At 65.8% G+C, this 14,214-nt stretch carries 7 protein-coding genes; 5 read left to right on the forward strand and 2 right to left on the reverse strand.

The annotated features are described in order from the left end of the window. Positions 1-132 precede the first annotated feature (132 nt). Positions 133-1,824 carry a ShlB/FhaC/HecB family hemolysin secretion/activation protein gene (locus tag AB9O74_RS09700; RefSeq protein WP_369349160.1) on the forward strand — a complete coding sequence of 564 codons (1,692 nt, stop codon included), beginning with the start codon at positions 133-135 and terminating at the stop codon, positions 1,822-1,824. After that, the gene (locus AB9O74_RS09705) at positions 1,713-8,003 is read left to right on the forward strand and encodes a YDG domain-containing protein (protein WP_369349161.1); all 6,291 of its coding nucleotides are present in this window, start codon (positions 1,713-1,715) and stop codon (positions 8,001-8,003) included. Before AB9O74_RS09700 ends, AB9O74_RS09705 begins: the two co-directional genes overlap by 112 nt. Positions 8,004-8,096: 93 nt before the next feature. On the opposite strand, the gene AB9O74_RS09710 is transcribed toward AB9O74_RS09705, so the two are convergent. Then, positions 8,097-8,582, reverse strand: coding sequence for an RcnB family protein (locus AB9O74_RS09710; protein WP_369349162.1), 486 nt, complete (start codon positions 8,580-8,582; stop codon positions 8,097-8,099). Positions 8,583-8,818: 236 nt separating this feature from the next. Here AB9O74_RS09710 and ettA point away from each other — a divergent pair, with 236 nt between their 5' ends. The 3 genes from ettA (at position 8,819) to AB9O74_RS09725 (ending at position 13,025) form a co-directional block, all read left to right on the forward strand. Then, complete coding sequence (gene ettA / locus AB9O74_RS09715; RefSeq protein ID WP_176990420.1) at positions 8,819-10,483, forward strand: energy-dependent translational throttle protein EttA; 1,665 nt, start codon at positions 8,819-8,821, stop codon at positions 10,481-10,483. Positions 10,484-10,635: 152 nt separating this feature from the next. Next, positions 10,636-11,952, forward strand: a complete 1,317-nt coding sequence (locus AB9O74_RS09720) for an NCS2 family permease (RefSeq protein ID WP_176990421.1) — start codon at positions 10,636-10,638, stop codon at positions 11,950-11,952. Between the two features lie 74 nt (positions 11,953-12,026). Beyond that, positions 12,027-13,025, forward strand: coding sequence for a DUF4434 domain-containing protein (locus AB9O74_RS09725; protein WP_369349163.1), 999 nt, complete (start codon positions 12,027-12,029; stop codon positions 13,023-13,025). Between the two features lie 53 nt (positions 13,026-13,078). On the opposite strand, the gene AB9O74_RS09730 is transcribed toward AB9O74_RS09725, so the two are convergent. Beyond that, a complete protein-coding gene (locus tag AB9O74_RS09730) occupies positions 13,079-14,212 on the reverse strand; it encodes an acyl-CoA dehydrogenase family protein (protein WP_369349164.1) in 1,134 nt (377 codons plus the stop codon). Between the last annotated feature and the right edge of the window lie 2 nt (positions 14,213-14,214).

A 14,214-nucleotide genomic window follows, 5' to 3' on the forward strand; every position in this document is an offset into this window, starting at 1 on the left:
ACGGCGTCCTGCCCCCATTTTTTTGAGGCACACGCTGAATTCGGTGATGGCGGTCACCCACTTTTGACGGTTAACAGGATCAGCCCTGGTTTTTTCCCGTCCTGGGGCCTATCACCGTAAGGAAACGCTCCAATGCGATGCTCCGGCTTCTCGCCCCCCGCCCTCCGTCCGTGCTGCCTGCCTGGGCGGGCAGGCCTGCTCGTCCTGGCACTGGCTGCGGCCCTCGGCCAGGTCGCCTGGGCCGCCGACACCTCTCCATCGACGACTGCCGCGCGCGCGACCGTCCTGATCGCGCAGGTCACCGTGGAGGGCGTGGGTGATCACCCCGCCAGCGGCATCAGCCGCGCCGCCGTGGAGGCCGTCGCCAACCAGGCGCTGCGTGAGATCAGCCCAACGCTGCCCGCCGCGCTGGATTTCGAGCAGATCCAGCAGATCAGCGCGCGTATCACGCAGACCTACCGCGAAGCGGGCTTTCTGGTGTCGGTGGCGTACGTACCACCGCAGCAGATCGGCGCGCGCCAGACGCTCACCCTGAGTGTCCTGGAAGGCCGGGTGGGCCGGGTGCTGGTGCAGGGCAGCCAGCGCTACCGCGACGACCAGCTCACCGCCAGCAGCCTGGGCCTGATCGGCCGTCCCCTGCGCCGCGCCGAACTGGACCGCGCCCTGCTGTATGCGCGTGACCTGCCCGGGGTGTCGGTTACCTCGGTGCTGCAATCGGGCCAGAACGAAGGCGAGACCGACATCATCCTGGTCGCCCGGGACAGTGATCGTCCCTACGAAATCACCGCCGGCCTGAGCAACCACGGCACCGACAGTACCGGCAAATACCGCGCCGAGCTGGGCGTGAGTGCCTTCAATGCACTGGGCGCCGGCGACGTGCTCGCCGCAACGGTCGGCTACGGGCTGGACCCGGCCGACAGCTGGCAGGCAGCATTGTCATTGAGCGTGCCTTCGGCACAGGTCGATGGGCTGAGCGCCATTGCCGGCGTCAGCCGCAGCGAGATGGAGCTGAACTCCGGGCCGTTCGCCGCCATCGGCATCAAGGGCCCGACCACGCTGTTCTATGCCGGTAGCGACTGGACGTTCATCCAACGCCTGGACCTGCAGATCCAGGCCTCGGCGCGCTGGATCCATGAGGAATCCAGGCTTGAAGGACTGGGCATCGAACTCTCGCGCCATACCTTCGACGTGATCGATGCCGGGGTCACCCTGCGCCACACCGACCGTCGCTGGCGTGGCATGAACCTGGCGCAGCTGTCGGTGCGCAAATCCATCAACGATGAATCCTCGCCCTTCAACTGGCTCTACGCCGCGCACGATTCGTATTTCTGGGTAAGCCGGGTGTCGCTGGCTCGCTTGCAGGCGCTACCGGGAAACCAGCGTCTGCTGCTGCGCGGCAGTGCCCAGTTCACCGATGACGCGCTTACCCCGCTGGAGCAGTTCAGCGTGGGTGGGCCAACCAGCGTGCGCGCTTACCCGCTGTCCACCGCGCTGGGGGATCGGGGCGTGCAGGCCACGTTCGAGTACCAGCTCAGCGCACCGGGTTTTGCCGACAGACCTTCCCCGTTCAATGGCCGCCGCTGGGGTGATCTGCTCGAGGTGAACCTGTTCTACGACTGGGGCCGCACCTCGCCCGCGCCGGACAACCGCCGCATTGGCTTCCAGCCCACCACGGTGGAAGGCGCCGGTCTGGCCATCGGCCTGCGCCTGCCATGGAAGCCGGAACTGCGGCTGGACGTGAGTGGCGCCAAACCGACCGGCAGCTATCGCACCGCCGACAGCCGCAGCACCCAGTACTGGGCGCGGATCAGCACCACTTTCTGAGGCCACCTGCCATGAATCGTATCTACCGTCTCGTGTTCAACCACGCCCTGGGCCAGGTCCAGGTGGTTTCCGAACTCGGCGCCTCTCCTGACACGACGACCGGTGCCACGCGCCGCCTGTCGGCAGGTGTGCGCCTGACCCCGCTGGCGCTGGGCCTGCTGCTGTCCGTCAGCAGCCTCGGCGTGATGGCCCAATCCCTGCCCACCGGCGGCAACATCGTGTCCGGCAGCGGCCAGATCGGCGCGCCCAGCGGCAACCAGCTGATCATCAACCAGGCCAGCGATACGCTGGCGATCAACTGGCAGCGCTTCACGATCGGCGCCGGCCAGAACGTCACCTTCAACCAGCCCGGCGCGAACTCGATTGCACTTAACCGCGTCCTCGGCGTCGACGGCTCCAACATCATGGGCCAATTGGACGCCAATGGCCGGGTCTTCCTGGTCAACCCCAACGGCGTGCTGTTCGGTGCCAGCGCCCAGGTGAACGTCGGCGGCCTGGTCGCTTCCTCCCTGGGTATCAGCGACGCCGACTTCGCCGCCGGCAACTACCGTTTCAAGGGCAATGGCAACAACGCTGCGGTGATCAACCACGGCGCGCTCACCGCAACCGCCGGCGGCGCGATCGCGCTGCTCGGCGGCAGTGTCAGCAACCAGGGCGTGATCGTCGCCAACCAAGGCAGCGTGACGCTGGCCGCCGGCAATGCCATGACCTTGGACTTTGCCGGGAACGGCCTGCTCAACGTCCAGGTCGATGAGGCCATGGTCGATGCCTTGGTGGAAAACCACCAGCTGATCAAGGCCGACGGCGGTCAGGTGCTGCTCACCGCCCATGCCGGCGATGCCCTGCTCAGGACGGTGATCAACAACACCGGGGTCATCCAGGCCCGCACGCTGGGTGAGAAGGACGGCAAGATCGTCCTGCTGGGTAGTTTCGACGGCGGCACCGTGCAGGTGGACGGCACCCTGGATGCCAGCGCGCCGCATGGCGGCGATGGCGGCTTCATCGACACCAGCGGTGCCCACGTGCAGGTGGCCGACACCGCCAAGGTCACCACTGCCGCACAGAACGGCAAAACCGGCACATGGTTGATCGACCCCACCGACTTCACCATCCGCGCCGGCAGCGCCGCCAGAACCGACAGCGGGATCGGCGCAGATACCCTGACCAACAATCTGGCCAATACCAGCGTCACCCTGCAAACGGTTGCAGCAGGCGCTGAAAATGGCGATATCCACGTCAACGCCGATGTCAGCTACGGCCAGAACAAGCTGACACTCAATGCACATGGCAACATCAACATCAATGCAACCGTCTCGGTCAACGGCAGCGGTACGCTGGACCTGAACTACGGTGGCACCGTTGGCAACAGCGCCGCCATACCAGTGGCCGGCAGCACGTTGAATGTCGGCGGGCAGGTGAATTTCGCGCAGACGGGGGCCGGGCTGCTGGCAGTCAACGGCCATGGCTATACCGTCATCAACAGCCTGGCCGCGCTGCAGGACATCGGCACACCTGACAAGCTTGCGGGGCGGTATGCCTTGGGCGCCAATATCGACGCCAGCGCCACCGCCGGTTGGAACGGCGGCGAGGGCTTCAATCCGCTGGGCAATATCGCCAATGCCTTCACCGGGAGCTTTGACGGCCTGGGCCATACCATCAGCAACCTGACCATCAACCGCCCCAGCCAAAGCTCCATAGGCCTTTTTGGTTATGCCGAGAACGCCACACTGCGCAATATAGGCGTGTTGGACGGCAGTATTACCGGCGCAGATGGGGTCGGCGGACTCGTCGGTCATAACATCGCCAACAACGGTACGGCCAGCATCGCCAATGCCTATGCCACCGGACAGGTGCGAGGCAGCAACTACGTCGGCGGACTGGTCGGCTACAACCATGCGAGCAGCGGCACGGCCAGCATCACCCATGCCTATGCCGCCGGACAGGTACGAGGTTGGGACTACGTCGGCGGGCTGGTCGGCTACAACCATGCAAGCAGCGGCACGGCCAGCATCACCCATGCCTACGCCACCGGACCGGTGGGAGGCAACGGGTACGTCGGCGGGCTGGTCGGCTACACCTATGCAAGCAACGGCACGGCCAGCATCACCAATGCCTATGCCACCGGGACTGTCTCCGGCTCCGGCTCCGCCGGCGGCCTGGTTGGTGGGAGTTTGGCCAGCAGCGTCACGAACAGCTTTTACGCGACCACCGATACCGACGGTAACGCCATCAACAGCGGCGGTATCTACACTCCCTTGGGTCAAGGCAAAACGCTGACGGAGCTCAAACAGCAGTCGACGTTTGCCGGCTGGGGTATTGACGACAAGGGCGGCACCGGCTCCATATGGCGAATCTATGAAGGCTCGACAACGCCCTTGCTGCGCAGCTTCCTCAGGGGCGTGACCGTAGATGCCGGTGCCATCAACGGCAAGATCTATGACGGCAGCCTTGCCCTTGGCAACCCCGGCAGCTACACCACCGACATGGCTGTCGTCTTGAACGGCATCCTGAGCTACGCCACCAGCAGCAAGAATGCGGGCACTTACCTAGCCGCCGATGGCACGCTCACGCTCAGCGGGTTGTACTCCGGCCAACAGGGCTACGACATCAGCTATGGCTCGGGTTCGTTGACGATCATCCCCAAGGCCTTGATGGTCACCGGCGTGACGGTCGCGGACAAGACGTATGACGGCATCACCAACGCCACCGTGACGGGCGGCACCTTGAACGGCCTGGTCATCGGGGAAACCCTGAGCCTGTCCGGCATGAGGGGTGCGTTTGACAACAAGAATGCCGGGACCGGCAAGGCAGTGACGGTCAGCGGTGCAACGTTGACCGACGGCACTGGCCTGGCCAGCAATTACACGGTCAGCAACCCGACCAACGTGACGGGCAACATCACGCGCAAGACCTTGACGATTACCGGCATGACGACCCGCAACAGGGTCTATGACGGAACCACCAACATCAACGTAACGGGTGGCACCTTGAACGGCCTTGTCGGCGACGAAACCCTGGGCCTGTCCGGTATACGCGGTGCGGTTGCCGACAAGAATGCGGGTCAAGGCAAGACCGTGACGGTCAGCGGCACCACCCTATCCGATGACACCGGTCTGGCGAGCAACTACACAGTCAGCGACCCAACCGGGCTGACGGCGGACATCACCAAGGCCACGATCAGCGGCATCACCGGCTTGAGCGCCTTCGACAAGATATATGACGGCAGTCTCAACGTCAGCCTCAGTCCCATCAATGCCGTGATCAACGGCAGGATTGCTGGCGATGATGTGCATCTATCCAGTGCCAGCGGCGCCTTCACGGATAAAAACGTGGGCACCAACAAGACCGTCACTATCTCGAAGATTACGCTGGGCGGCAGTGACCTGGGCAACTATGCGTTGGTCAATGACTCCGCAACAGCCACGGCCAACATCACGCCGAAAGCGCTGATGATTACCGGCGTGACGGCTTTCAACAAGGTGTATGACGGCACCACCAACGCCAACGTCATGGGCGGTCTATTGAACGGTCTCGTTGCCGGGGAAACCCTGAGCCTGTCCGGGCTGAGGGGTACGTTTGCCGACAAGAACGCCGGCACCAACAAGGTGGTCACCATCAGCGGCGGAACGTTGACTGATGGTACCGGCCTGGCCAGCAACTACACACTCAGCAACACCCCGACCAGCGCAGCAGCCAACATCACCCGGGCCACCATCAGCTCCGTCACCAGCCTGGTGGCCGACAGCAAGGTCTACGATGGCGGCCTGAGCGCCACCTTCAACTCAGACACGGCCACCTTCAACGGCATGGTCAGCGGCGACAACCTCGCGATCGGAGGCGCCACAGCCACCTTCAGGGACAAGAACGCCGGCACCGGCAAGGCGGTGAACGTTTCCTTGCTGACACTGGGCGGTGCCGATGCGGGCAACTATCTACTGGCAGACAGCACGGCGACCAGTACCGGCACCATCACGCCGAAAGCGCTGACGATTACCGGCATGTCCGCCGTCAACAAAATCTATGACGGCACCAACAGGGCGACCTTGTCGGGCGGCTCGATCAGCGGCCTGGTCGGTTTGGAAACGCTGGGCGTGACGGGCCTGGCGGCCACCTTCGATACCAAGGACGCCGGCACCGGCAAGGCGGTGACGGCGACCGGCTCAACCCTGGTCAACGGCGGCAATGGCGGCCTGGCGGCCAACTACACCATCAGCAACCCGAACGGCCTGATTGCCAGCATCCTCCCCAGAACCTTGACGGTGACGGGCGTGACTGCCACCACGCGCGCTTACGACGGCACCCTGGCAGCCACGCTGTCGGGTGGCAGCTTGAGCGGCCTGGTCAGCGGTGAGACGCTGGTGGTGTCAGGCGGCACCGGCACCTTCGCCGACAAGAACGCCGGCACCGGAAAGGCGGTGACGGTCACCGGTGTGGGCGTTGCCGACGGCACCGGCCTGGCCAGCAACTACACAGTCAGCAACCCGACCGGTGTGACGGGCGACATTACGCCGAAGGTCTTGACCATCACCGGCCTGAGCGCGTCCAACAAAGTCTATGACGGGACCACGGCGGCAACCCTCTCTGGTGGCAGCCTCAACGGCTTGGTAGGGAGCGAAACCATTGGCCTGAGCAGCCTGGCCGGCACCTTCGACAGCGCCAATACCGGCACCGACAAGACCATCACGGTCAGTGCCGCCCTGGACGATGGCAGCCATGGCGGCCTCGCCAGCAACTACAGCGTCACGGCGCCCGCCGGATTGACAGCGGACATCAGCAAGGCCGGCCTGACCATCACCGCTGGCAACGGCAACAAAACCTATGGCCAGAGTGGCGGCCTCGGTGGATACAGTGTTGGTGGCCTGCTCAACAGCGACACGGTGTCTTCGGTCGATCTGGGCAGCAATGGTGCTGCAGCGACGGCCAATGTCGGCAACTACACCATCACCGCCAGCAATGCGGATGGCACGGGGCTGTCGAACTACGACATCACCTATGTCGACGGCGTCCTGAGCATCGGCAACGCCGGGCTGAGCATCACCGCTGGCAACGGCAACAAAACCTACGGCCAGAGTGGCGGTCTCGGTGGTTACAGCGTCGGTGGCCTGCTCAATGGCGATACGGTGGGCAAGGTGGAGCTGGCGAGCATCGGAGCCAACGCAGCTGCCAACGTCGGCGACTACGTGATCACCGCCAGCAGCGCGGATGGCACGGGGCTGTCGAACTACGACATCACCTACGTCGACGGCGTCCTGAGCATCGGCAAGGCCGGGCTGAGCATCACGGCTGGCAAGGGCAACAAAACCTATGGCCAGAGTGGCGGTCTCGGTGGATACAGCGTCGGTGGCCTGCTCAACAGCGACACAGTGTCCTCGGTCGCGCTGGGCAGCAATGGCACGGCAGCGATGGCCAACGTCGGCGACTACGTGATCACCGCCAGCAACGCGGATGGCATGGGGCTGTCGAACTACGACATCACCTATGTCGACGGCGTCCTGAGCATCGGCAAGGCCGGATTGACCATCACCGCCAATGATGGCAGCAGGACGTATGGGCAAACCGGCGGCCTGGCCGGCTACAACGTCGATGGCCTGCTCAATGGCGATACGGTGGACAAGGTGGATCTGGCGAGCATCGGAGCCAACGCCACTGCCAACGTCGGCGACTACACCATCACCGCCAGCAACGCCGATGGCAACGGCTTGTCCAACTACGACATCACCTACGTCGACGGCGTCCTGAGCATCGGCAAGGCCGGGTTGACCATCACGGCCAACGATGCCCGCAGTAACATCGGCCAGATCGCTGCACTGAACGGCCATACCGCCGAAGGCCTGGTCAACGGCGACACCATCGACAGCGTTGCTCTCAGCAGCGAGGGACGTGATACCGGTGCCCGCCCCGGCCGCTATGCGATCCTCGCCAGCGATGCGCAGGGCGGCCGCTTGGGCAACTACGAGATCCGCTACCGCCCCGGCACGCTGGACATCGTCGGGGTGTGGCCGGCGCAGGCACGGCAGGTGGCACGCGAGGTCGCGGCCAATCTGCCGACGCCCGCGAGGATCCCGTTGGCGGAGCCGTCCACCACGCCGTTGTACCGCATGAGCCAAGCGGCCATCCGTCCCGTCGAGGATCGCTGCACGTCCTTGGCCGGGAGTTGCCTGCGCCAGCCGCCGGAATGATCGCCGGCGTGGGATAGCAGGAAGGCGCATCCACCGGATGCGCCTTCTTGTCATTTACCGTTCGACCGCCAGGTCACCGGATGAAGCATCCGCTCACCGGTTGATCACATAGTCCGCAATGATCCCGGTGGCGATGGCGACCAGCAGCAGGTTGCCGCGGTCGTCGCGGATCCAGTGGTGGTCGCGCGGCGGGCGGCGCACCGAATAGCGGCTGTAATCGTTGACCACGTACACCGGGCCGCCGTAGTACTCACGGTAACGGTGGCCGCGCGCCCAGCCGTAGGAGCCATAGCCCGGCGCCGGGCGATAGACCACACGCGGCGGCGGCGGGCCCGGACGGTAGTAACCACGATTGTCGTAGCGATGGTCGTAACGGCGGTCATGGCGGACCTCGCGACGGTCATGACGGTCATGACGATCGTGCCGGTCATGGCGATCGTGGCGGTTGTCGCGGCGGTCATCACGCCACTCCCGGCGGTCGTGACCGCGGCCACGGTGGTCATCGGCAAAGGCCGGGGCCACGGTGCCTAAGGCCAGCAGCGAGGCAACCGCCCCTACTACAAATCGATTCATGCGCATGACTGGCCTCGCTTGGTGGGTTGATGGCTCCATCATGCGGACGTCGTCTGAACGGTCTCCGGCTGGAAACGGTTTCCAATTCAAGGGCTTTGACCCCGCATTCAGGCGGCGGCAAGCCCCAGGGCCGGTGGCTCCCGGCGGTCCTGATCGCTTCCGGCTATAATCGGGACATCCTTTTCTTCCATCTGTTCCTGTTCCGTATGGAACGGGCGCAGGGTTGCGCCTTCGGAGACCTCATGTCCTCGCAATACATCTACACCATGAACCGCGTCAGCAAGGTGGTCCCGCCCAAGCGGCAGATCATCAAGGACATCTCGCTGTCGTTCTTCCCGGGTGCCAAGATCGGCCTGCTCGGCCTGAACGGCTCGGGCAAGTCGACGGTGCTCAAGATCATGGCCGGCGTGGATACCGACTTCGAGGGCGAAGCCCGTCCGCAGGCCGGCATCAAGGTCGGCTACCTGGCCCAGGAACCGGAGCTGGACCCGACCAAGACCGTGCGCGAGTCGGTCGAGGAAGGCGTGGGCGAGGTGTTGCAGGCCCAGGCCGCGCTGGACGCGGTGTACCTGGCCTATGCCGAGGAAGGCGCCGACTTCGACAAGCTGGCCAAGGAACAGGAGCGCCTGGAGGCGATCCTGGCCGCCGGCGACGCGCACACCCTGGAAAACCAGCTGGACGTGGCCGCCGATGCGCTGCGCCTGCCGCCGTGGGAAGCCGTGGTCGGCACCCTGTCCGGTGGTGAAAAGCGCCGCGTGGCGCTGTGCCGCCTGCTGCTGCAGAAGCCGGACATGCTGCTGCTCGACGAACCGACCAACCACCTGGACGCCGAGTCCGTGGAATGGCTGGAACAGTTCCTGGCGCGCTACACCGGCACCGTCGTGGCGGTCACCCATGACCGCTACTTCCTGGACAACGCCGCCGAGTGGATCCTGGAACTGGACCGCGGCCGCGGCATTCCGTGGAAGGGCAACTACACCGACTGGCTGACCCAGAAGGACGACCGCCTGCGCCAGGAAGACAACCAGGAAAAGTCCCGCCAGAAGGCGATCCAGAAGGAACTGGAATGGTCGCGCCAGAACGCCAAGGGCGGCCGTACCAAGGGCAAGGCGCGTCTTGCCCGCCTGGAAGAGCTGCAGTCGGTGGATTACCAGAAGCGCAACGAGACCAACGAAATCTTCATCCCGCCGGGCGAGCGCCTGGGCAATGCGGTGATGGAGTTCAAGAATGTCTCCAAGAAGTTCGGTGATCGCCTGCTGTTCGACGATCTGAACTTCCTGGTTCCCGGTGGCGCGATCGTCGGCATCATCGGTCCCAACGGTGCCGGCAAGTCGACCCTGTTCAAGATGATCACCGGCCAGGAAAAGCCCGATACCGGCGAGATCGTGGTCGGCCCGACCGTCAAGCTGTCCTACGTGGACCAGAGCCGCGACGCGCTGGAAGGCAACCACAACGTCTTCCAGGAAATCGCCGGCGGCCTGGACATCCTCAACATCAACGGCGTGGAGATCCAGTCGCGCGCGTACATCGGCCGCTTCAACTTCAAGGGCCAGGACCAGCAGAAGCTGGTTGGTTCGCTGTCCGGTGGTGAGCGTGGCCGCCTGCACATGGCCAAGACCCTGCTGCAGGGTGGCAACGTGCTGCTGCTCGATGAACCGTCCAACGATCTGGACATCGAAACCCTGCGTGCGCTGGAAGATGCATTGCTGGAGTTCCCGGGCAACACCTTCGTCATTTCGCATGACCGCTGGTTCCTGGATCGCATCGCGACCCACATCCTGGCCTTCGAAGGCAACTCGCACGTGGAGTTCTTCCAGGGCAACTACCGCGAGTACGAAGAAGACAAGCGCCGCCGCATGGGCGACGACGCCGCGCCGAAGCGGCTGCGCTTCAAGGCGCTGAAATAAGGGAATGAAGAACGGCCGCGCACTGCGCGGCCGTTTGCATTCCGGTAGGTCACGACCGTGGGTCGTGACGCAGACGCGCACCGTGCGGCTGTTTTGCATTCCGGTAGGTCACGACCGTGGGTCGTGACGCCTTATCGTCACGAGATTCCACCATGTCCCTCCCCGAACGCCTGTTCCAGCTGCAGCAGCACGGCACCACCGTGCGCACCGAGTTGCTGGCCGGCCTGACCACCTTCCTGACGATGTCCTACATCGTCTTCGTCAACCCGGACATCCTGGCCACCACCGGCATGGACCCGGATGCCGTGTTCGTCGCCACCTGCCTGGCCGCCGCGCTGGGTTCGCTGGTGATGGCGTTCGCGGCCAATTTCCCGGTCGGCATGGCCCCCGGCATGGGCTTGAATGCGTTCTTCGCGTTCACCGTGGTCGGCGCTGCCGGGCTGCCCTGGCAGCAGGCACTGGCCGCTGTCTTCATTTCCGGCCTGGTGTTCCTGGTGCTGTCGCTGACGGGCGTGCGCGCCTGGCTGGTGGCGGGCATTCCGCCCTCGCTGCGGGCGGCGATCGTGGCCGGCATCGGCCTGTTCCTGGCGATCATCGCGCTGCAGAAGTCCGGCGTGATCATTGCCAACACCGACACCCTGGTCGCGCTGGGCCCGCTCAATACCGCACCGCCGCTGCTGGCGCTGGCAGGTTTCCTGCTGATCGCCGTGCTGGAGGCGCGGCGGGTGCGCGGCGCGATCCTGATCGGCATCCTGGCGGTGACGGGCGCGGCATGGGCCTTGGGCGAGGTGCAGTACACCGAGCTGATCTCGCTGCCGCCGAGCCTGGCCCCGACCTTCCTTCAGCTCGATCTGCCCGGGCTGCTGCACCACGACGGCGGCGCGCCGATGGCGGTGCTGCTGCAGGTGGTGCTGGTGTTCGTGCTGGTGGAAGTGTTCGATGCCACCGGCACGCTGTACGGCGTGGTCGGTCGTGCCGGCCTGCTCAAGCTGCCGGGCGCACAGAAACGCTTCGGACGGGCCCTGTTGGCCGACAGCACCGCGATTGTGGCCGGCTCATTGCTCGGGACCAGCAGCACCACCGCGTTCGCCGAAAGCGCCTCGGGCGTGCAGGCCGGTGGCCGCACCGGCCTGACCGCGCTGGTGGTGGCCGCGCTGTTCCTGGCGGCGCTGCTGTTCTCGCCGCTGGCCAAGATGGTGCCCGGTTACGCCACCGCGCCCGCCCTGCTGTTCGTGGCCGGGCTGATGCTGCGCGAACTGGTGGACGTGGAATGGGGCGACCTGACCGAGTCCGTTCCGGCTGCGCTGTGCGCGTTGGCGATGCCGTTCACCTACTCGATCGCCAATGGCCTGGCGTTCGGCTTCATCGCGTATGCGGTGCTGAAGGCCGGCACCGGGCGCTGGCGCGAAGTGCATCCGGCCGTGTGGCTGGTGGCCGGCCTGTTCGTGCTGCGCTACGCGCTGGAATGAGCCAGCTACGCTGAGCGTCGTCGGCGCAAGCGGGGGTTCACCCCTCTACAACGCGGCTCTGGGATGATGGCGGCATGAGCGACTCCCCCGTGTTTCCCGATCTGCCTTCGCCCTTGCGTCGCCGGCTGCTGCGCGCGGCGCTGCTGGCGCCGGCGGTCGGCGCGCTGGCCGCCCTGCCCGGCTGCTCGATCCCCACCCAGGTCGATGGCACGTTCCTGCAACCCTGGCGCAGCCACCTGGACTGGACGATGGCCGATTGGCAGCGCTCGGTGCAGCTGGCACAGCGGCTGGGTTGCAAACAGCTGGTGCTGCAGTGGGCGGGCATCCACGGCGCCCCGGAAGGCGATTGGCAGTTGCCCGATGCCAGCCTGCGGATGGTGTTCACCGCTGCGGGCGAAGCCGGCATGACGGTGCGGATGGGGCTGCCGTTCGAACAATCCTGGTGGAAGGCGATCGGCGGCGATGACGCCACCCTGCAGGCCTTCTTCGCCGACAGCCTGGGGCGTGCGCAGCAGTGGCTGGCACAGGCGCCGTGGGCGCGCCTGCAGGCCTTCGGCGGCTGGTACGTGCCCTATGAAATCGAGCAGTACCACTGGGCCGACGCTGCACGCGTGCAGGGATTGGCGCAGTGGCTGCATGGCCTGCAGCAGGCCGCGCATGCGCAGGGCGGCGACTGTGCGATCTCCACCTACTTCAGCCGGCTGGAAACCACGGGCCGCCTCGAGACGGTGTGGGCCACCGTGCTGGACCGGGTGCCGCTGCGGCCGATGGTGCAGGACGGCGTGGGCGTTGCCGGCGCCGGCAACGTGCAGCAGCTCAAGCCGCTGCTGGCGATGCTGACCCAGCGCGGCGTCGCATTCGATGCGATCGTGGAGCTGTTCCGCGAACTGCCCGGCGAGAACAGCGACGGGACCCAGTTCAAGGGCGAGACCGCCGATGCGACGCGGATCGAACGGCAGCTGGCCTGGGCGGCCGACAGCGGTGCCGAGCACGTCCTGGTGTACGCGCTCGACCCGTGGTTGTCGCAGGACACGCCGCAGGCCAAGGCGCTGCGGCGGCACTGGGGGTTGTAGGGCGCGCGTTGGGCGTACCGACCAACGGTCGGTAGCTACCGGGGCCGCCGCGGTTACAACGTGCGGCCGATGATCTCGCGCAGGATTTCGCTGCTGCCACCGAAGATGCGCAACGCACGTGCGTCGGTCCAGGCGCGGCCGATACCGTATTCACTGCTGTAACCGTAGCCGCCGTGCAACTGCAGCAGATCATCGAGCACCGCCCCCTGCAGTTCGGTGGCGTTGAGCTTGGCCATCGCCGCGACCGTGGCATCCAGCCGGCCCTGCATCTGCAGCCCCAGGCACTCGTCCAGGAAGCTGCGCAGCATCGCCAGCTTCGCCGCCGCATCGGCGAGGACGAAGCGGGTGTTCTGGTGGTCGATCAGGAAGCGGCCGAACGCCTTGCGCTGACGCACGTAGGCCACGGTCTCCGCCAGCATGCCTTCGGCCGACGCCGCCGCACGCAGGGCGATGGCCATGCGCTCGGCGGCCAGCTGTTCGCCCAGGTAGTCGAAGCCGCGCTGTTCGTCGCCGAGCAGATGCGAGACCGGCACCGCCACGTTCTCGAAGAACACCTCGCTGGTGTCCTGTGCGTGCTGGCCGATCTTGGCCATCGGCGCGCCGCGGGTGACGCCGGGCAACGCAGTGTCCACGCAGAACAGGGTCAGCCCGCGCGCGCCCAGCTCGGGCGCTACCGTGGCGACCACCACCACGACGTCGGAATTGCTGCCGTTGGTGATCCAGGTCTTCTGGCCATTGAGCAGGTAGTGATCGCCCTGGCGCTCGGCGCGGGTGCGGATCGCCTTGAGGTCGCTGCCCGCACCGGGCTCGGTCATGGCGATCGCACCGATCGCTTCGCCGCGCGCCATCGCCGGCAGCCAGCGCTCGCGTACCGGCGCGCTGGCGTACTGCATCAGGTACGGCGCGACCATGTCCGAGTGGATCGAGAAACCGATGCCCAGGTAGTTGGCGCGCGCCAACTCTTCGATCACGCAGGCGGCGTGGCCGAAATCACCGCCGAGACCGTAGGGCTCAGGCAGCTGGCAGTTGAGCAGGCCGGCCTCGCCCGCCGCGCGCCACAGCGCGCGCGGGGTGATGCCATCGCGTTCCCACTGCGCGTAGTGCGGGGCGATCTGCGCGGTGATGAAACGCCGCACCTGCTCGCGGAACAGTTCGTGGTCTTCGCGGAATACCGGACGCGACTGCATGG

Origin of the sequence: Stenotrophomonas sp. JAG2 (assembly GCF_041080745.1) — a bacterium.
In the GTDB taxonomy this organism is placed as follows: domain Bacteria; phylum Pseudomonadota; class Gammaproteobacteria; order Xanthomonadales; family Xanthomonadaceae; genus Stenotrophomonas; species Stenotrophomonas maltophilia_AA.

Coding starts and splice junctions, on each gene's coding strand:
- AB9O74_RS09705 (WP_369349161.1), top strand. CDS start 1,713: ATGGAAGCCGGAACTGCGGCTGGACGTGAGTGGCGCCAAACCGACCGG.
- AB9O74_RS09720 (WP_176990421.1), top strand. CDS start 10,636: ATGTCCCTCCCCGAACGCCTGTTCCAGCTGCAGCAGCACGGCACCACC.
- AB9O74_RS09700 (WP_369349160.1), top strand. CDS start 133: ATGCGATGCTCCGGCTTCTCGCCCCCCGCCCTCCGTCCGTGCTGCCTG.
- AB9O74_RS09710 (WP_369349162.1), bottom strand. CDS start 8,582: ATGCGCATGAATCGATTTGTAGTAGGGGCGGTTGCCTCGCTGCTGGCC.
- AB9O74_RS09730 (WP_369349164.1), bottom strand. CDS start 14,212: ATGCAGTCGCGTCCGGTATTCCGCGAAGACCACGAACTGTTCCGCGAG.
- ettA (WP_176990420.1), top strand. CDS start 8,819: ATGTCCTCGCAATACATCTACACCATGAACCGCGTCAGCAAGGTGGTC.
- AB9O74_RS09725 (WP_369349163.1), top strand. CDS start 12,027: ATGAGCGACTCCCCCGTGTTTCCCGATCTGCCTTCGCCCTTGCGTCGC.